At 41.7% G+C, this 19518-nt stretch carries 20 protein-coding genes and 1 pseudogene; 5 read left to right on the top strand and 16 right to left on the bottom strand.

Features of this window, described 5'->3' with window-relative positions; translation table 11 throughout:
• Positions 1–141 precede the first annotated feature (141 nt).
• Entirely contained in the window at positions 142–435 is a 294-nt protein-coding gene (locus ACY8D0_RS25965) for a hypothetical protein (RefSeq protein ID WP_462413350.1), read from the top strand.
• A 15-nt stretch (positions 436–450) separates the two neighbouring features.
• Positions 451–585, top strand: coding sequence for a hypothetical protein (locus ACY8D0_RS25960; protein WP_462413349.1), 135 nt, complete (start codon positions 451–453; stop codon positions 583–585).
• Between the two features lie 21 nt (positions 586–606).
• On the opposite strand, the gene ACY8D0_RS25955 is transcribed toward ACY8D0_RS25960, so the two are convergent.
• Positions 607–1728 (bottom strand): NAD(P)/FAD-dependent oxidoreductase, encoded by a 1122-nt coding sequence (locus tag ACY8D0_RS25955; protein WP_462413348.1) that lies wholly within the window; start codon positions 1726–1728, stop codon positions 607–609.
• Between the two features lie 189 nt (positions 1729–1917).
• Between ACY8D0_RS25955 and ACY8D0_RS25950 the strand changes: the two genes are divergently transcribed.
• Positions 1918–2067 carry a hypothetical protein gene (locus ACY8D0_RS25950; RefSeq protein ID WP_462413347.1) on the top strand — a complete coding sequence of 50 codons (150 nt, stop codon included), beginning with the start codon at positions 1918–1920 and terminating at the stop codon, positions 2065–2067.
• Positions 2068–2415: 348 nt separating this feature from the next.
• Here ACY8D0_RS25950 and ACY8D0_RS25945 read toward each other — a convergent pair whose 3' ends face one another.
• From ACY8D0_RS25945 to ACY8D0_RS25930, 4 genes are all read right to left on the bottom strand, one after another.
• Positions 2416–2742 carry an AzlD domain-containing protein gene (locus ACY8D0_RS25945; protein WP_462413346.1) on the bottom strand — a complete coding sequence of 109 codons (327 nt, stop codon included), beginning with the start codon at positions 2740–2742 and terminating at the stop codon, positions 2416–2418.
• Positions 2733–3467, bottom strand: coding sequence for an AzlC family ABC transporter permease (locus ACY8D0_RS25940; RefSeq protein ID WP_462413345.1), 735 nt, complete (start codon positions 3465–3467; stop codon positions 2733–2735). The genes ACY8D0_RS25945 and ACY8D0_RS25940 overlap by 10 nt, the downstream gene beginning before the upstream one ends.
• A gap of 39 nt (positions 3468–3506) precedes the next feature.
• Entirely contained in the window at positions 3507–4316 is an 810-nt protein-coding gene (locus ACY8D0_RS25935; RefSeq protein WP_462413344.1) for a TrmB family transcriptional regulator, read from the bottom strand.
• Positions 4317–4539: 223 nt separating this feature from the next.
• Positions 4540–5079, bottom strand: coding sequence for an NADPH-dependent FMN reductase (locus ACY8D0_RS25930; protein ID WP_462413343.1), 540 nt, complete (start codon positions 5077–5079; stop codon positions 4540–4542).
• A 226-nt stretch (positions 5080–5305) separates the two neighbouring features.
• Between ACY8D0_RS25930 and ACY8D0_RS25925 the strand changes: the two genes are divergently transcribed.
• Positions 5306–6454, top strand: a complete 1149-nt coding sequence (locus ACY8D0_RS25925) for an SLC13 family permease (RefSeq protein WP_462413618.1) — start codon at positions 5306–5308, stop codon at positions 6452–6454.
• 39 nt (positions 6455–6493) lie between these two features.
• On the opposite strand, the gene ACY8D0_RS25920 is transcribed toward ACY8D0_RS25925, so the two are convergent.
• The 9 genes and pseudogenes from ACY8D0_RS25920 to ACY8D0_RS25880 form a co-directional block, all read right to left on the bottom strand.
• The gene (locus ACY8D0_RS25920; protein WP_462413342.1) at positions 6494–7213 is read right to left on the bottom strand and encodes a TerC family protein; all 720 of its coding nucleotides are present in this window, start codon (positions 7211–7213) and stop codon (positions 6494–6496) included.
• Between the two features lie 164 nt (positions 7214–7377).
• Complete coding sequence (locus ACY8D0_RS25915; protein WP_462413341.1) at positions 7378–8925, bottom strand: DUF4145 domain-containing protein; 1548 nt, start codon at positions 8923–8925, stop codon at positions 7378–7380.
• A 351-nt stretch (positions 8926–9276) separates the two neighbouring features.
• Positions 9277–9453 (bottom strand): annotated as a pseudogene (locus tag ACY8D0_RS25910) (GNAT family N-acetyltransferase); the annotation flags it as partial.
• Between the two features lie 299 nt (positions 9454–9752).
• Positions 9753–10382 carry a hypothetical protein gene (locus tag ACY8D0_RS25905; protein WP_462413340.1) on the bottom strand — a complete coding sequence of 210 codons (630 nt, stop codon included), beginning with the start codon at positions 10380–10382 and terminating at the stop codon, positions 9753–9755.
• An 83-nt stretch (positions 10383–10465) separates the two neighbouring features.
• Positions 10466–11356, bottom strand: a complete 891-nt coding sequence (locus ACY8D0_RS25900; RefSeq protein WP_462413339.1) for an RNA polymerase sigma-70 factor — start codon at positions 11354–11356, stop codon at positions 10466–10468.
• A gap of 19 nt (positions 11357–11375) precedes the next feature.
• Positions 11376–12521 (bottom strand): NAD(P)/FAD-dependent oxidoreductase, encoded by a 1146-nt coding sequence (locus ACY8D0_RS25895; RefSeq protein WP_462413338.1) that lies wholly within the window; start codon positions 12519–12521, stop codon positions 11376–11378.
• Between the two features lie 225 nt (positions 12522–12746).
• Positions 12747–14003: an MFS transporter gene (locus ACY8D0_RS25890; protein WP_462413337.1), complete on the bottom strand. Its 1257-nt coding sequence runs from the start codon at positions 14001–14003 to the stop codon at positions 12747–12749.
• A gap of 128 nt (positions 14004–14131) precedes the next feature.
• On the bottom strand, positions 14132–15301 hold the full coding sequence (locus ACY8D0_RS25885) for a class I SAM-dependent methyltransferase (protein WP_462413336.1): 1170 nt from the start codon (positions 15299–15301) through the stop codon (positions 14132–14134).
• A 135-nt stretch (positions 15302–15436) separates the two neighbouring features.
• Positions 15437–16372, bottom strand: coding sequence for an aldo/keto reductase (locus ACY8D0_RS25880; RefSeq protein WP_462413335.1), 936 nt, complete (start codon positions 16370–16372; stop codon positions 15437–15439).
• Between the two features lie 235 nt (positions 16373–16607).
• Here ACY8D0_RS25880 and ACY8D0_RS25875 point away from each other — a divergent pair, with 235 nt between their 5' ends.
• A complete protein-coding gene (locus ACY8D0_RS25875) occupies positions 16608–17405 on the top strand; it encodes a Cof-type HAD-IIB family hydrolase (protein ID WP_462413334.1) in 798 nt (265 codons plus the stop codon).
• A 47-nt stretch (positions 17406–17452) separates the two neighbouring features.
• Here ACY8D0_RS25875 and ilvA read toward each other — a convergent pair whose 3' ends face one another.
• Positions 17453–18664 (bottom strand): threonine ammonia-lyase, encoded by a 1212-nt coding sequence (gene ilvA, locus ACY8D0_RS25870; protein WP_462413333.1) that lies wholly within the window; start codon positions 18662–18664, stop codon positions 17453–17455.
• A gap of 361 nt (positions 18665–19025) precedes the next feature.
• Positions 19026–19511, bottom strand: coding sequence for a GNAT family N-acetyltransferase (locus ACY8D0_RS25865; protein ID WP_462413332.1), 486 nt, complete (start codon positions 19509–19511; stop codon positions 19026–19028).
• Positions 19512–19518 lie beyond the last annotated feature (7 nt).

Raw genomic sequence — 19518 nt, 5'->3', positions numbered from 1 at the left:
TGGAAAAGTGTAGATTTGTCAAGGAAAAGGCTGGCCCAATTTGGGTCAGCCTTTTCCCATTTGTTCCTTGTTGAATGAATGAATATAAATAGCAGGGAAACAGAACCTAAAAACATCTGGACCAAAAAAGAGGTGCCTAACATGGACCAAAATTTTTCAGTGGAGCATGATCAGATGCCAAAATTCCGAAGCCACGAAGAAGCAAGATCATGGTTTAAAGAACAGTTTGGCAATCGTTTTTTATTAAGAATGACCAATAATGAGGATGGTAAAAGAATTTACTTCTATCACCTCGTCAAGGATCCTAACGTTTACAAGCCTTATATGGAGAGCTTTTCCAGCTCAGTTAAACATGAAATCACTAATTTTGACACCTTTAAAAGCTACTCAACCATTGAAATCAGCGAGAACGGAGAGGTTGTTTTTCAACCGTAAAAAGGAGGTTTTCTCATGGATAAACGGTATAACACGGGTGATGATGCTAGTGTGGAGCTCAAAAAAGCATTAAACAAAAGCCAGCCAAGAAGCAACCCCATCATGAGCGATGCAGAGTACAAATTGAAATACCAAGGGAAGAAACGCTAAAGGGCAGTGTGAAACTGCCCTTTAATCACTCCTTAGAGCCAAAGATACATCGTAGCCGCTCATGTCTAGCCCGGTTTCTCTACCCAGCACAAGATTGGCAAGTTCGCTTCCGAGGTAAGGCCCGCTAGTTAATCCGGAAGAACCGAGCCCGTTCGCCACATACACTCCATCGTATCCAGGCAAAGCACCGGCAACAGGTAAAAATCCAGGGGTAAACGGACGAAAACCGACTCTTGTTTCAAGAAAGGTGCTATCGGCCAAACCAGGGGCCGTCTCTAAAACCTGATCCAAGATTTCGCGTATTCCCCCCGGTGTTACTCGATTGTCAAAACCGGCTTCATTTTCATGAGTGGAACCCACTACTACCCTTCCGCCTTCAAAAGAAAGAAGGTATTGGGTATGCGGCGGCATAACGACGGGCCAGGAGCCTGTATCAGCACCAATGGTTTCCAGATGGATGATCTGAGCCTTTTGCGGTTTGACCAAGAATTCGACCCCCAACGGCTGCAGAAACTCTTTGGACCATGCGCCGGCCGTAACAATCACGTAATCCGCTTCCAGATATTTATCCCCAAGGTTGACGCCGATTACTCGATTCCCATCACTTACTATCGATGCATTTCCTTTTAAAAACGTGGCCCCCCTTTTGACAGCTCCATGTATAAGCGCATCCCTTAGCTCCCGCCCATTCACTCGCGCTCCGCCGCTAACGTAAACGGATCCATATTCCTCCGATAACGGGGGGAACAGCTTTTTGGTTTCGGCCGGCGATAAAAGTTTGACCTCACCAATTTCCGGGGCATCCTCTCTCCGTTTTCGGGCACGTTCAGCCATCTGTTCCAATTTTTTGTAATCAGTATGTAGACTAAGCGCCCCCACTTGTTTATACCCAGTGGTTTTTTCACCATCGGCTTCCAATTGAGCAATTAATTCTGGATAGTATCGGGCTCCGCCTTTCGCTAAGTTGTACCATACCTTGTTTCGCCGCTGCGACAACCAGGGACAAACGATCCCCGCAGCGGCATCCGTCGCCTGTCCAGGGTCTCTCCGGTCCACTATGAATACTTCCGCTCCAAACCTGGCCAGATGGTAAGCGGTAGACGCCCCTAAAATTCCTGCGCCCACGACAATGATTTTTTTCATGACACCATTCCTAATTGTTTAGTTTCAGACATCTTTTTCATTATAGCTTAGAGATACAAATTTTATAAAACATGCAATCTTCATTTCATGGGTAAATACATATTTATGACGAATTGGCTTTTACTAACCAATTTGTGTTTTGCATACATCTCTGATTTTTTGTAAATATCTAAAATGGAGGTGGCTGAATTGAGGGAAAACCAAAACGATGAGGAAACCATCACTTTTAAGTATAGTATCTGGGAATCGCGAACAAAAGATCAACTGGGGTTGACTCAAGAACAATACGCACAAGCGGTTGAAAACGCACCACAAGATGTAAACTCCGCTGAGAATTAGAAAAGGCCATAGGAAAGCAGTCTAACTGCTTTTTCTATGGCTCTTTCTTTTTTTAGGCTACCCTGAAAATAAGTGAGATTAAAATAATTGCTAGCTAATTATAGACAAGTTCGCTTTTTTTCATACCCCATGGTGCAAAACTTTTTGCAAGGGTGTCTCTGTTAAACATGGCTGTTAATTTCCGCTCCAGGCGCTCAGCGAACCCGCGAGCGTGCCGGGGAGCCTACTCGGCGCTGGAAGCGCCTGCGGGGTCTCCCCAGCCCCGTACTCCCGCAGGAGTCGAGCGCCTTCCGCTCCAATCAACAGAGTGTTATAAAAATCAACAAAATCCTTTAACAGAACGTTTTTTTAAAAAAAGAAACGCAACACCATCATCGTAATGATTCCCGATATAACGGTGGCCAACAAACTGCGTGTTTTTACGGCCACCAAAAACGTCGGGATGGCTGCGATCAAATCGAGATTAGTGAAAGACAGTGAAAGCTCCCCATTATTCATAAATATTTCTTGTCCGACAAGTGCGGCCATGACGGAAATAGGAACAAAACTTAACCATCGGGTCCCCCATTCAGGCAATTCAAAACGGCTAAGTACCATCAACGGCAGTACCCTGGGAAGGAATGTGACCAAAGCTGTTCCTAAAATAATAATTAAGATGCTCCATCTTACCTCCATTTTTCAATCACCATCCCGATCGTTGAAGCGATAATCGTTGCCAAAATAACGCCTAGACTGCTGGAAAACACCATGCTGACTCCAACCGCAATCACAATGGCCATCACGCCAACGATGATATCCTGGACGATTTTTTTGCGGCTAATCATGGACAAAACCAGTAGCCCGATAAACATGGCAACCAGCGCATAATCCAGCCCGAATTCCTTCGGGTTGGAAATCCAGTTCCCAAAATAAGCACCAGCTAAATTGGCAATGGCCCAATTTAACCAAGCTGTAATGTTTAAACCGTGAATCCACCGTTCGCTTATGCCTTTCTTTTCCGCGGCACGATTAATTGCCACCCCAAAAGTTTCATCCGTGAGCAGAGTTCCAATCAGCATATTTTTTAATGGGGATAATTTTCTGAAGTATGGGGATAAGGCGGCACTCATTAAAATATGCCGCAGGTTCACAAAGAAAACCGTAATAATAATCGCCGTGGCCGGACTCTTGGCTGCAATCATCCCGGCTGCAATGAATTGGGCAGACCCCGCATATAGAATCAAGCTAAGCAAGACAATCTCCGCGATGCTAAGTCCCGCCGTTTTTTCGACAACACCGGCAGCGAATCCGATGCTCAAATATCCCAACAATGTTGGAATGCAATCCTTTACCCCCTGGGAAAAAGTATCCTCACTTTTGGGTGCTGGAATCGTCTCGACTTGTGCATTTGCCTGACCCATAAAAATTCCCTCCAACTTCTCTTAACATTCAGTTCATTATCAAACAAATGATTTTCCGGTGACAACATGATACAATCCAGAATGATTCCTCCAAAGTGATTCTACTTTAGCAGGACCAACTTCTTTTACTAATTCCGCAAACATAATGTCATGCCGGATATATTCCACTGCCACTAACACAAGTGCGGGGTCTTGAGTTTTAATCGCCCATGCCGGACTATTGGATGAGAAATTGGCTATAAGGACTTCCTCGTTATCTCTTGAAACAATGGTTAATCGGCCGTTCATGCGTTGTTCAGCCACTTTTGGTGACATATAATCGTGATGAGTCGTAACACCCAGTTCTGTGTCGGGTGCTCCAAACAGGATGGAAAAAACATGTACACCCTTATGTATTTGCATTCTAACGTCATGTTGAATGGAGGAAACCTGAGGTTCCCAAACGGATAGCCACAGTTCCTCTTTTGCTCCATGAATCATGGCGGCCATTTCTGCCATCACGTTCTCATCGCTGCTGATACGGCGGACCACATCAACCTGCTGTTCACTTTCTAACGCAGCCAGATTTTTTTCCAAAAAATCGAAGGATTGTTCAAAATTCGTCCTCAACCTCGCAATTAAATCCTTAGCCGGTAATGGAGCGTAAGTCAAGGGCTCCGAAGGAACCGTATAAACGGCACCTTTATCCAAAAGTTTCCCGAGCACCTCATAAATCATCGACCTCGGGACGCCGGACCTTTTGCTGATTTCATAGCCGGTGATCGGAGAATTTTTTAACAAACCGATATAGGCTTTGCATTCATATTGGGAAAAACCTAACTTTTGCAGTTCTTTAAAAATCTCTTCCATGCCAACCGCCCTTTATGGAATCTATAGTAGTTATTGTCATACTTACTAACCATTTAGTAGTTATTATAATGCCTACTATCCCTCTTTTCAAGAAAATTTGCAATTATCGTTTACCGCATTTTAATAGATGAATGAGAATCATGATTCCATTATAGGAGGGGTCTCTAGAAAAATAAAACTGCCAGGCATTTATCATCCTGGCAGTAGTTGATGGGTATGGAGCTTATTCTTTTACTAGTTCAACGAAACGGTCGATGACGGTATCAAGGAAAGTGAGAGTTGCCTCATCTGTCAGCTGGCCAGTTTCCGCGTCAAACTTTGTTTGAGCTTGGCTGATCAGGATTTCATTTCCGGCAGGCGGTAAGAGTTTTACCTGCAAGGCAGTCAAGATGGGACGCAATTGGAGCTGGGCGCGGATGGTACCCATAATGCCGGTTGCTGCACCCGCCGTCATGACAGGCTTACCGATTAGAACCTTGTCCACGCGGGATAGCCAATCCAGCGCATTTTTTAATACCCCTGGAATTGACCAGTTGTATTCAGGAGTAATGATCAGCACTCCATCAGCATCTTTTACTAACTTTTTGAATTGGACAACCGATTCAGGAGGATTTAACTCTTCATCCTGGTTATAATGCGGCAGGGTACCAATCTCAAGGATTTCCAAATCAAATTTATCACTATTCCGTTCTTGAATCGTTTTTGCTAACAGTCTGTTATAGGAACCGCTTCTTAAGCTGCCTACTATGGCTACAAGCTTCATCGAATAAATGCACCTCTTTTATGTATTATTTTTTAAGTTACAAACTGATTATAGGGATATAAAAAAGAAATTTTCAACAATAGTGATTCGCGTGGCGAATTTTTAGGTAATAAGCAGGAGACTTTCTAAGTTATTTAATTGACAACCCAATGGAATGATTTTATTGTAATCTATGTATGTTAAATAGTTGCCTATAAAAATTGCAAGCAGATTGCCGGTGATAAACTTGAAAGAATCCATTATAGTCAAAGAAAAGAAATGGAAATGGGTCTTGCCCAAACTCGATCCCGTGTTGTCGATTTCTCTCAGCTTGGCTGCAGCAAGCTGTTTTTTTCATGCTCCGAAATGGGAATATATTAATTTTAAAGTTTTAATAAGCTTATTTAATCTGATGGTTAACATCAAAGCCTTCGAGGGATTGAAGCTGCTAGATAAAATTGCGATTGGCTTGTTAAATAAATGCCATAATACCAGAACCGTATCGGTGATTCTGATTTTGTTATGCTTTTTCAGCTCTATGGTTGTCACCAACGATGTGGCATTATTGACCTTTGTTCCGTTAACATTGGTCATCAGCAAAAAAGTAAATATAAATATGATGAGTACGGTCATCCTGCAAACCATCGCGGCCAATATCGGCAGCAGCTTGACTCCGATGGGGAACCCGCAAAATTTATTTCTCTTCGCTCATTACGGATTAAAACCATCTCCGTTTTTTTCGAGCGTTTTATTAATGGGCGCTCTGGGAATAGTGGCGATTGGGATTTTCATGATACGACTACCGGAAAAAGAATGGGATATAAAGCTTCCGGCTATCCAGATTCGGAATCCGAAACACGCTGCGTTTTGGGGAATCGTCTTGGCTATTAGCATTGCTTCCATATTTGGAATCGTCCCGTTACAGTTGGCTTTTATATTCACACTTCTGATGGCAATGATTATGGACCGCAATTTGTTTGGGAAAATCGATATTCAATTGTTACTAACATTTATCGGATTTTTTATTTTCGTTGGCAATATTTCCGATACTTATGCCGTACAAGCAGCGGCACAAACCAGCCTGAAAGAAACGGATTCCGTCTATTTCGTTTCGATTATTTTAAGCCAATTCATTAGTAATGTTCCGGCCTCTATTTTGCTTTCAAAATTTACTAGCGAGTGGCAGCCGTTATTAATTGGCGTGAATATCGGTGGCCTTGGCACCCTTATTGCCTCATTGGCTAGTGTCATTTCTTATAAACTTTTTACTCGTGAAAATCCGAGCGAGAGTAAAACATATTTAATCCAATTCACTATTTACAATTTTTCATTGTTACTCTTATTAACACTAGGCCATTATTTTTTCGGGAGAATCTTTAGTGTGTTGGAAAGGTAAAAGGCGATGAAAATTAATTTCATCGCCTTTTACATGGACTTATCGTGGTTTTATTTTCCCAATGTAATGGAACACAAAGGTGGCAAAAAACGTGATGGTGATTAAGCTAAAGAAAATCCTTTCATCCATATGGACTCCGAAGGCGGAAACAATCATTCTTACTCCAATAATCGCAACGAGCAGAAAAGCGGTTGTTTCAAATTCAGGCACTTTTTCAATCAGAGCCAAAAATAATTGTGCCACTCCGCGCATCATTAAGATACCCAGGACTCCTCCTAAAAGCAAAATCCACTCCTGATCAGAAACGCCAAATGCGGCAATGATACTGTCCATACTAAAGGCAATATCCATTAATTCCACAGTCACTACAGTTCTCCAGAAGCCCTTAGCCTTTGATTGCACTTCCTCTTCCCCATCACCTTTTTTGACAAAATTCTGCAATACAATCCAAAGCAAATAGTGGCCGCCAATAATTTTAATCCAAGGAATATTTATCAAAGTAACACCTAAACCAATCGCTAAAACACGAAAAAAATAGGCGCCAAAGATCCCGTAAAACAATGCCTTCTTCCTCTGATCTTTTGGCAAGTGCTTCACCATAACGGCCAGTACCAAAGCGTTATCGGCAGAAAGCAAGCCTTCAAGAACAATCAGTATTCCGATGACACCCCAGCTCGCTGGATTGAAGAAAGCCTGTTGAAATTCCTCTAAAGAAAAAATGGTTTGATAACTCGTTATGATATCGTTCAGGAGCCCCATCTATAATTCTCCTTTGCCATTATTGTCAGTGGATTTTGCACATCTTGTCCCTTTCAAAACCGGACAAAGCATTTGTTTAATAGTTTAAATGTATGATTCAGAATGGATTATATGTACAAAAATGGGAAAAGCCGTTTTCTACTGATTAAGAAAACGGCTTTTTTTCATCTTTTTTCTTCATTGTCCAGCAAAGGGATCTTTACTTCTACTCCTAAACGCGTCAATAACTTTCCTAGAGTTTCTAGCCCTGACTTTGGATTGATTTTCGTTTCGAGAAAATAGGTTTTTCCCGTGACCTTAGATTCATAGGTGTGCTTCTGGGTAAACGGGCGTTGATCTTTGTGTATCGGCTTTAGTGCGATGGCGTATCGTTTTCCATTGTCAGTGGAACCGAGTACAATCCCTTCTTTTACGAGCGGATATAGCGGCAGCTGATGTCCTTCAATCCATTTTAATCCTTCTTTCCAGAGCGAAGGTACACTATCACCACGGATCACTGTTTTACTTTCCCCTAATTTGACTCTAACAAATAAGGACTCCCATTTTTTGTAGCTGTGGCTCTCTTTCGAAAGATCGGCCATGCTATTAGCTACAGCATTTTTTTCGTTCGTTTTCTTTTTTATTTGTTCAAACAGCTTTTCTACCGTTCCAGTACCTACATTTTCATATTTTGCGAGAATAACCAGTTCTTGCGGCAATTGGCCGACCGCATGAATTCCGTCATCGTTTAGCTGCCGGATCAGGCTAGGTATTCCTGTAAATCCCTCAGAATTGAGAACAACATTGGAAAGTTCTTCTGTTACCACGATATGGTCGGCTTTGTAAAAGAAAAATAATTCCCCCGGGCGTTCAATGATCAGCTGCCTGCGGGCCTTTTCTTCCTCAATAAACGTCCCTAACTCTTCAAAAAAGGTTTCATCATTTTTCTCAGAAAACCGTTTCACATGTTTGTGCAGTCCCTCGAGATTGTTTGGCAGCTCACTCATAATTCGCGCCTGCTGCTCTGCACCCAATCGAATCAAGTAAGTTTCGGATTTAAGAAACCGCTGCGGCAAAAGAAACGCATCACGGAGAAAATATGGAACATCCAGCTTTCTGGCTTTATAGAAAATGGTTCGAATGGTGGTAGACCCAGGGGCGTCCTCTATCACTTGTGCGGTTTCTACAGTGGCTGCCTGTTCTTTGGAGGCAGCCTCGCCAATGATAACTGAATTGGGATTTTTAAGGAGTTCTTCCAATGATTTGAGCCGAACTTCGAGTTCGGTCATATCAAAGGTTTGCTCCGGCTGAAAGGAGGGTTCCTGATAATCTGGCACGGCAACATCAATCGGGCCGTATACCTCCACATACCATTTGACAATCGTGTACAGGGCTTCCCAACATAATAATGCTTCTGAATATCGGAACCTGCGGGCATCATGTGCCGCCTGGTTGCCGGTTTGCCTGACAAAATGGAGCGCATCTCGAATCTCAGGAATCAGGTAGCCTTTTATATTGAGCAAGTCTAGTCTTTCTTTAAGGTTTGTCCGCGGGTCATCGGGCAGCTGTTCTGCTTGGATGACCAGCTGCAAAATGTTTTCAACAAACACTCTGGCATGGGTCAGCATGGTGCGCGGGCTGGTAAAAATACTATTCTCGAGTTCCTTTGCCAACAGTGCCAGTTCTTTTGAAATGGGTTCTAAAAAATGATAGAAATAGGAATGCTTGTCCATAATGGTTCCCCCGGTCACTTTATAGACCCATTTTACCATAAAGCCAATGAGAAAAAGCTAGAATTTGCAGGATTCTAGCTTTCGTGGTTTCTATGAAATGGGAAAATCTTTTAATGAAAAGAACTTTGTCTGTTTCATCTGGGTCTTTATGCGAAAGAAATTCTTTGAGATTCTTCCGGTGTTATCAGAAGAAAGGTAGATGTTTGACATAACAGCGATTTTTTCAGCTGTTTCTTCAAATGATTAATGAATTCGGATCCTTCTATTAAGTTAATATGCTGTCTGTGTTTTTTGCCGGCACAGAAAGGATCGTTCACCCATATATCATTGCCAATCTCCCTTAACTTCCTGTTACTTGACGAAGACCGAATAGGTGCTGGGATGTTCGAAGCCCAACTTTTCTGCCAGTTTCATAGATGCCAAATTCTTCACGTCACAATCCCAGATTGGAATTAAATTCTTTTCAATGCAACGGTCTAAAAATAATTGTGCTGAACCTAGAGACAATCCCCTGCCCTGGAACGGCTCCCGAGTAAAACAATATCAATCTCGGCAAATTTTGAAGAGGTGGACCTCTTTTTATCAGCCGTCCTGGAATGAAAAAGATACTCTAGCAAGCGATCAGATTCCTGATTGCCCACGTCAACTATTACAACGAAAATGCCTAATTCTGTTGCTATGATTCCGGATTGCTAAGGTAAATTCGCCCTGGAATGTATCCATCGAGGACAGAGTAAGCAAAGGACGTAAAAACCGATTGATTAGGGTTTTTCATTATTTTCAGTACCTTCATAGCTCCATTTGACAAATTAAGTCTCCATCGTTTATTAGGATTTGCGGATAATATCAGCTAACTCTTCGGTGGAATATTCCCCTATGATCCCGGGTTTGTTGATAAAATAAGCGTAAATTTCTTCATAAGAATAATCGGCTTTTAAACCTTTCACAATGGTGGACAAATAGGCAGGCGAAGGCTTCTCTTTGTCTACCTCCTCTTGGTTCCATGGTGCTGTAAAAGTGAAAATTGGATAACCTTGTTCCTCCCCTAGATACAAGATATTCCCATACCAAGATTGACGAAAAGCCATTGAACCCGTTTTGCTTACATCGGATAAATCCAGTTGAAAGTCAATTCCGTTATTTTCTTGTTTTACCACATCGACAAATTGTTCCTTAGTGATTAGGTATTTCTTACTAATCGTAGGGGTGGCCGGTACTTTGTCCTGTCCGATAAACGCTACTCCCATCGACTGCCAGCCGGCAGCCTCTTTAGCAAAATACAACGGATAAGGAATCGTAAAAAAAGACTCAGCAACAGGAAGCGAAGCATCCCTGCAGCCAACCTCCATCCTAGTAGAACCTTTCGGACTGCCTCCTTTTATATAACACAAAAACCGATCCCGGTTCATATTCGACCCATAACTTGCATACCAAACATATTGGTCATCAACACTCATTAAATACACCTCTTTTGGGGAGGATTCCCCACTAATGTGCCGCGGTAAAGCGGCGGGGGACAGGCCCCCGCTACGGTAAAGCTTTAGTGTAATGAGGTGTCCCCGATTTGGATATGTTTCAGTTTATCAGGATTTCTTACGATATAGATTTCTTGGATTCCATTTTCTGTTGCGTGAAAGCTGATGACGGTTTTGATGTTGTCGGATGCAGCTGCGATGATGCCTGTTTGCCCGTTGATGTTGGCAAGTTGTATGTGAGGGGGCTGATTATCTTGAAATGCTTGCCCGTATAGATATTGAAAAAAACGCAGTACATTTTTCTTGGTACAGACTGGCTTTAGTGCGGCTAGTACTTTACCGCCGCCATCGGAATATAACGTAACATCTGATGCTAATAAAGCCTCCAGTTGCTGGAGATTCCCTTCGAAAATGGCCGAAAGAAATTGGCCCACGATAGCCTCTTGCCCTCGTTTCTGGTTCTCTGTTGCATACTCTCTGCCCAGCGGGAATTTCTTCTTTACACGGCTGAAAATCTTTCTGCAGGCAGGTTCCTGCCGTTCAACAATCTCAGCAATCGTTTGATAGTCGTACTCAAACACTTCTCTTAAAATAAAGACAGCCCTTTCAATCGGTGATAGCTTTTCCAAAAGCAACAACACAGCATATGAAATCATTTCGTCTTTTAAAGCTTGAGCGTACGGGTCATTATCCGTTAATACAATCGGTTCGGGAAGCCACGGTCCCGTGTATACCTCCCGTTTCTTTTGTGCCGATTTAAGCAGGTCCATACAGGAGTTGGTCACCATTTTGCAGAGATAGGCTTTTTGATTTACAACGTCTGCCATATCCTTTTCCCCTGCACGAAGAAATACTTCTTGCACGATATCCTCCGCATCAGAAATGGTTCCGAGCATCCGATACGCAATGGAAAATAGGAGTGGCTTGTAATCATGATAGAGCTCAGCTAACTCCATTTCCTTTTACCTCCCTAGACTACTGACTAGCATATTCCCATGTATATTCCCGTATTTTAGCAGCCAATTTCCCTGTCAGGACAAATTTTAATCCCCATTTTTGCGCCCAAGCAACAGCATCCTTTGGACCAAGTCCTATACAATACATATGGGGAATTGGCTTGTGATGTTCTATTTTTCCCCCCTGATAATCCGCCACGATCATTTTAGCCAGCCGTTCTGCCTGATTGATGGCTTCTTTACAGCTCATTTCCGCTGCCTTACCAGACAAAGTATCAATAACATGAGCACAATCCCCTATGGCAAATACATGATTGGCATTTTCCACTCGGTACCATGCATCCGTTTTGACTTGCCCATTTTCTTGCAAAGGGAGACCGAGAAGCTCCAGACTTGGATGCGGGGACATGCCTATTGCCCAGATGCAGTAGTCTGCGATTATTTGGGTTCCATTACTTAAATGGATTATTCCATCCTGAAATTTTTCTGCTTTTGTTTGGTGAATCACTTGGACACCCTGCAAGTTCATCTTGTGCTCCAGCAGTTCACCTACTTTTTTAGGAACGTCCGGGAGAAGCCTATCCTGCTTATCTATCAATAAGACTTCAACAGATGAAGGCATCATTCCTGCCGAAGCTGCCTCGCTTTTAAGCCATGCGGCCAGCTCCGCAGCCGTCTCTATCCCAGTAATACCACCGCCGACTATAGCGGCACGAAACTCTGATTTTCCAGACTGCATCTCCTGCAGGAGTTCTTTTCTTATTGTCATTGCACTAACAAAATCAGTAAGCGATCTCCCACCTAGTCCTTCATCCTGTTTTTTAATAATACTTCCTAGCGCAAGGACCAATTTGTCATACGTCAATTCTCGGTATCCACCCAAATGATCCCGCACTTCAATCATTTTCGTGGCGTAATGAATTGAAGCCAATTCTCCCTGAACAAATTGGATGCCAGGGACACAATAGTCTGTAAGGGGTACTTTTAGAGTTTCATGTTTCTTTTCTACAATCGCTTTAAAAAGCTTTACTTTTTTTAAATGAAAATCATTCTTATCAACCAGGATGATCTCTAAATCATGACTGAACATTTTTTGTAAGTTCTTTATTAGATGAATCCCTGCATAACCGCCGCCAACCACAATGATTCTTTGCTTTTGAACCATACAACACCACTCCTTATTCATCTTTCATAAACAAGACGATTAAGGGGGGTGGATTGTGACTGAGGGTGCAAAAATCTTTTTTAAAATTTTGCAAAAGACGTCCAAAATGGGATTGTTATCACTTTTCGTTAGGTTAAAAGTAATGCTACGAACTAATATCAAAGTGCTAGCAACATGCAATTGGATTAATAGCTTGGAAATATCACCTGTATTTCTTTTAATCTATTAATCAAAATTCCTAATTCCTTTACTCATCATCGACAATCCCGAAATAAGAATCATAATGATACTAAACACAATCAAAGTAAAAATCTCTCCAATCCCTTCTGCAAGCCACCCTGTGATCAAATAGCCAACAGGCAGAAGTGCAAAAGAACCGAACATATCTAAACTGACCACACGGCCGAATTTATCTTCCGGGACTAATTCCTGCAAGCTGATTTCCCAGATCAAGCCAAACAGCATGGATCCGGCCCCTTCCAAAAACATACAAAACGCAAGCAATGGGACATTGGAGGTGAATCCCATAAGCAGCAGGGCCACACCACTTAATGTTATTCCCATATACGCCAGCAGGCCCCTTTTTCTCCATGTAGGCCTTAAACCAAAAATGATACCCGTACAAATAGCACCTGCCCCTGAAGCACCCAGGACCAGTCCGTATACAGATGGATCCAACTTATAATAACTGTTGATCAGCCAAGGAATAATAATCCGGATAATTCCTCCCGAGAAAAGATTCATTAAGGAGAAGGCCAAAATCGTAATCCAAAGCCAGGACTCTTGTTTGAGTACCTCAATTCCTTCCATAAAATCACGTTTAATGGAAATCTTGTGAGTGAATGGCAGCCTATCATTCTGGAAAGTTAATGTACGTAAACTAAATACAAAATATAACGATATGAGATAGGTCGCTGCATTAATACCGAAGCCCCATGCAGCTGTAAAAGCGGATACAATCACCCCACCGATAATCGGACCAAAAATTCGTAATGATTGGACGCTCACTTGCGTCAATGAATTGGCCGCATTACGTATATCTGGCGTAAAAATCTTAGCCCGCACCCCTGCATAAGCAGGCTGGAAAAAACTATCCATCGTGCCCATAAAAAACATGAAGATAAAAAGAATCATCATATTTAACTGATTCAAAAAAGCAAATACGGATAATACAAACATCAGGATAAACCGGAAAATATCGACCAAAAACATGATCCGGACCTTGTTCATTTTATCTGTCAGCACACCTGAAAAAGGCAATAGAATCACATAGGGAGCCATATAAATAGCCATGACCGTTCCCATCATGGCAGTCGAGTTTGACACCTGAAGAACAACGAGTGGGAAAATAACATTCGTAATGGAACTGCCTAATAACGAGAAAATCTCTCCAAATAGAAGAGCGGTGAAATGTTTAGATCTTTTAAATAATTGAATATAGGTAACCTTGCCCGCGGCTTGATTCGTTGGTAACGCCCCCACTCCAATCCCCCCTTTAACGGCCATTATTCTGAACAATAGTACTATTTTAATAAGTTTCAGCTGTCTAGTCAATTCAGAATTTGCCAAACAAAAAGCCATTTTCACCATGTGAAAACGGCCATCCGTCATTAATACATATATTCTCGTGTCCAAGGTATGGAATCATTAACACCTTTGGTAAAAATAAATTGGCTAAGGTCAATATTCCCTGTATGGAAAGAAGCAGAACAGGCATTTAAGTATAATCTCCACATTCGGATAAATCGTTCGTCTTTGGTATCTCTAAGTTGATTCAGTGCCGATTCAAATTTTTCTGCCCATAATTCTAGTGTTTTTGCATAATGCCTGCGGAGGCTTTCATAATCGATTAAGTAAAATTGATTGTCTGTCATCTGACTCACCAGTTCACTTACCGAAGGGATGTATCCCCCTGGGAAAATGTACTTTTCAATCCAAGAATTTGTTGCACCTTCACTTGGAGAAGTAATCGAATGAAGAACGGATAGGCCCCCCTCTTCCAGTAATCCGCTTACAGCTTTAAAATATTCTGGCAAATGATCTTTGCCGACATGCTCGAGCATTCCAACACTGACAACCCGATGAAACTTCTGTTTTTTTAATTCACGGTAGTCGATTAGTCGCACTTCCACCAGTTGGGATAATTGCTCTTCTTTGATTCGCTCCTGCACTCGTGCAAACTGTTCATCCGAAAGCGTAATCCCTGTAGCCTTTACTCCATAACGTTTTGCAGCGGTAATGATTAATTCACCCCAGCCGCAGCCAATATCCAACAGCTTTTGCCCATCACTGAGGTTCAATTTTTTCAAAATATGGGCTACTTTATTTTGCTGGGCGGTTTTTAAGGAATCTTCCGGTGATTTAAAATAAGCGCATGAATAGGTCATGGTTTCATCGAGCCATAGCTTATAGAAATCATTGCCGATATCATAGTGGAACGAAACATTTTCCTTGCTGTGCTTGGTGGAATTCGTTAGTTTCTTCATCAGTTGTGCCGCAAGTTGGCCTTGGCCTAGGAATCCTTCCCCACTTCGGTAAATGGAGGTGACAATTTCCTTCAGGTTGCCTTCTATTTCAATGGTTCCATTCATATAGGCCTCACCAAAGGCCATGGAAGGGTCTTGGATGAGCAATGATTTTGACAAAATATCACGAAATATGAGTTTGAAACGGGGTTCACCCTGACCATAACGAACTGTTTCCCCATCCCAAAAGGTAATCTCGACAGGGTCTGAAAAAGTTTTTTTCAGCAATGTCTTATAAAACAACTTATCTATCATCTCATCACCCCTTTTTCTCTTATTTTAGAGTGATTTATGTCACAATACAAAAGGTAAATACAAATTTTCCCTATTTTATTTTCTGCACAAAAAAGCACTATGTCAGCCATAGTGCCTCGGGATAGGATAGTGATACTACCCTTTAAAAATTTGGTCAATTTCGTTTATTTCCTCGTTTGTTAACTGAACATCCAGTGTTTTGAGATTTTGCAGCACCTGTTCCGCCCGCTTGGCTCCCGGAATGATAACATCGATGACATCGCGGGTTAAATACCAGGCAAGCACCACATGGGCAACCTCTGCTCCTTTTGATACGGCGATCTTGCGGATTTTCTCGATCTTTTCCAAGTTTTCCTCATAGACGCCTTCCATGAACTGCGGCCGTTTACGCATCTTTTCACTTAACTCGGTTTCTTTTGTATATTTGCCGGTTAATAAACCGGATGCAAGCGGGAAATAAGGGATAAATGAAATCTTGTGCTCGGCAGCATATGGAAACAATTCCTTTTCGGCCTCCCGGCTTAGCAGGTTATAACCTCCTTGATAGACATCCACATAGCCGTCTTTGTTGGCCTCTTTTAATTGTTCGATGGAAAAATTGGATACTCCAATGGCCCTGATTTTCCCTTCGTCCTTCAGCTGTTTTAATGCTCCGACTGCTTCATCCTTCGGAGTTTCTTTGTCAGGAAAATGAATATAAAACAAATCTATGTAATCCGTATGCAGGCGTTTTAGCGCCTCTTCAACCGACTGCTTTAAAAAGGCAGGAGAATTATCCAACAAAGTCTCGTTGCCGACGATTTTATGGGCGGCTTTTGTGGCAATTACAATTTCTTGGCGTCTGCCCGCCTCTTTTACTACTTCACCTATAATTTCTTCCGAACGCTTAGGTCCATAAATAAAGGCTGTATCCAAAAAATTGATGCCATTGGCAAGACCGGTACTAACAAGCTCCCGCCCTGCTGACTCATCAAGATTTGGAAATAAATTATGGCCGCCAACAGCATTCGTGCCAAGACCAATCGGATTCACCATCAAATCCGTCTTTCCAATCCTCGTCTTGTGACTCATCAAATCCAACTCCTTTTTTTAATTTACTCCCCGGGACTTTTACACTGTACAGTAACGGGGGCCTGTCCCCCGACGGTTTAACGCTGTACAGTGACGGGGAACTCCCTTTTACCTTTATTATTTTACCAAATTTCTCCTCTTGATAATAAAGAATTAGTTCTTATAGGCTTTTATTTTTTTTTGCAGGTTATTTTGGTATAGTTTTCATGATCATGAAAAAGGAAGGAACCAAAAGATGAAGTGTTTTTCAATTGATTTAGATGGGACGTTATTAAACTCTCAGCATGAAATTCCTGCTGAAAACTTTGAGGTACTACAAGAGTTGAGGAAACAAGGGCATACGGTCATTGTTAATACTGGACGGGCTGTTGAAGATGTGATTACATTTGAGCCCATAAAAAAACTTCGGCTGCCTATTATGAGTATTAATGGAACGGTACTTTACTCTAATAATGGCGAAATACTATATGAAGCCTCACTTCCGGTTTCATCGTATCAAGTTCTGTTGCCAATTTTACAAGAGCTCGGATTATGGATTATGGTCTACACCAATCAGGGCGGCTTTCCTTGCAGGAATCCCGACCTTCAAGATAAAAGTACCGAAGAGATTGAAGCCATTTTCCGTGATTATGATTACAGCGAAATTCTTAAAAGAGATCAGCTTAAGATCTACAAAATCATGGCGGTATCACGTGCGGATGAAATCGAAAAACTTGATCAGGCCCAACAAGCCGTTAAGGGAAAGTTGGATGTGTCCATGGCTTCGTCGCATCTAAACAATGTTGAATTTACCTCCGTTGAAGCAAATAAAGGTGCTGGACTGCTACGTTATCAACAATTGACCAAAACTGAGTTTGATGAAATCTTTGCATTTGGGGACGGTGGAAATGACCTAGAACAATTTAAAGTGGCCACCACATCTGTTGCAATGGGAAATGCCCCATTCCATATTCAACAGGAAGCGGATATCGTTACCAAAACCAATGATGAAAATGGATTTGCTTATGCTGTTCGTCATTTACTAAATTTTTAACTACTAATACCCCTGTACCTTTAAAAGGAATCAGGGGTGTTCAAAATTTAAAAATTATCTTTGACAGCATATCCTTTATTTTTTAGCACATTGCATACTGTCTGAATGTGATCTTGATTTTTTGTCTCTAATGAAAGCTCCAGTTGAGCATAACCTGGATATATATCCTCTCCAACATGCTGAAGATCAACGGACAGAATATTCGCATCCAGTTCAGTGATCGCACTGAGCACCCGCTGCAGTTCGCCCGGCTTGTCTTTTAAAATAATGGAAAAGTTAGCATACCTGCCGGACTCGACCATTCCGCGTTCAATAATACGTGAAATAAAACTGACATCCACATTTCCCCCGCTTATAATAGCAGCGACTTTCTTTTCTTTAAAATTGACCTTTTGATACAGCAATGAGGCTAAAGAAACAGCACCGGAACCCTCCACCAAGAGCTTATTCCGTTCCAGCAACAATAGCATCGTCCTGGCAATTTCCATTTCATCAACACAAAAAATGTCATCGACATATTTTTGAACAATTTTAAAAGGATGTTTCCCCGGTTTTTTTACCGCAATTCCATCCGCCATCGTCGGGGTAGAGTCGACCATGACCGGTTTGTTTTCCATCAATGACTCCTTCATGCTTGGGCATGCTAGAGCTTGGACTCCATATACACGAATATTGGGATTTTTCTCTTTGACAGCCAAAGCGACCCCAGCAATCAACCCACCGCCTCCAACAGGGCACATAATCGCATCCACATCCGGGAGCTGTTCCAGGATTTCCAACCCGACCGTACCTTGGCCGGCAATAATGGCTTTGTCATCAAATGCATGCACAAAGGTTGCCCCCATTTTTTCCTTCATTCCTAGTGCATGGGCTAGGGCGTCATCAAACACATTCCCCTCTAATACGACTTCCGCCCCATACTGTCTGGTGGCTGATATTTTACTAAGAGGGGCCCCTTTTGGCATGACAATCGTACAGGGGTTTCCAAGCATTGAACTGGAATAAGCCACCCCTTGGGCATGATTACCGGCAGAAGCGGCGACTACTCCTTTTTCCAGCTCCTCTTTCGATAATGAAGTAAGCTTATTATAAGATCCTCTTACTTTAAATGACCCAGTCTTCTGTAAGTTTTCAAGTTTAAGATACACCTGATTATGGTGGGAAAGGTTGCTGAATGTTTGTGAAAAATCAAGTGGCGTGGTATGGACTACCCCCTTCAACTTTTCTCTAGCAGCAATAATATCTTCCAAAGTGACCAATTTCCAGACCTCCTAGAAACCTTTGTTTGGTATTAGAGTGTACTGGAAAAAATAAACTATTCTGTTTGAAGAATGAAAAAAAAAACACTTGAATCTATAATAACGGGTTCGGTTTATGAGTACAAAAACTTAATTAGAGTATCAATTTTAGGTTCAAATCACATATGATTTGGACCTTTAATTTTGTTGGTTTAATAATGTCTCTAGCGATTTATCGTATTAAATAACATCACAATTCACATACTTTTCAGCAGAGTGACATTAGCTTTTGTCATATTGCTAAATAGTGTTAATTTGGCTGCTAATATATCTGTTAATAAATGGATACTTATAAAGAAAAAAGCGTGCCGTTTAGCGGGCTTTATACTTTTAAAACCATTCTTAGTGTTTTTAGGGTATGTCCATCAAAGTTATCGTCAAATTCAGAAACAACTTTGAACCCCTTTGCCTTGTAAAACGTTGTTCCAATGGTATTGTCTTTTTCAACATTAATAAAAATCTCATTTATACCTTCTAGCTTTTTTATCCCTTCATTAAGCAACGCTGTCCCTATGCCTACACTTTGATATTCAGGGTTTAAATATATTGCTGCGAGTTCCGTTTTTCCATCTTCTTTTACGGGAGAAAAGTTGACAAATCCTACAATTTTTCCATTAGTTTCTGAAACCCATATAAATGAATTGTCTAATCGGTTCTGCATCATTTCATCATTATAAGCGGCTTTTAAGAAACTTTCTTGTATCTCAAGAGGAATAATCTCTTGATATGTACTATTCCAACTTGTTTTAGCAATTTGTTGTACTTGTGGAATATCTTCCATTTGCATCTCTCGAATAATAAATTCCATTCAAATC

Source organism: Neobacillus camarae (assembly GCF_054950115.1).
Note: the sequence above shows the minus strand (reverse complement) of the source record. Positions and strands in the feature narration are given on the sequence as shown.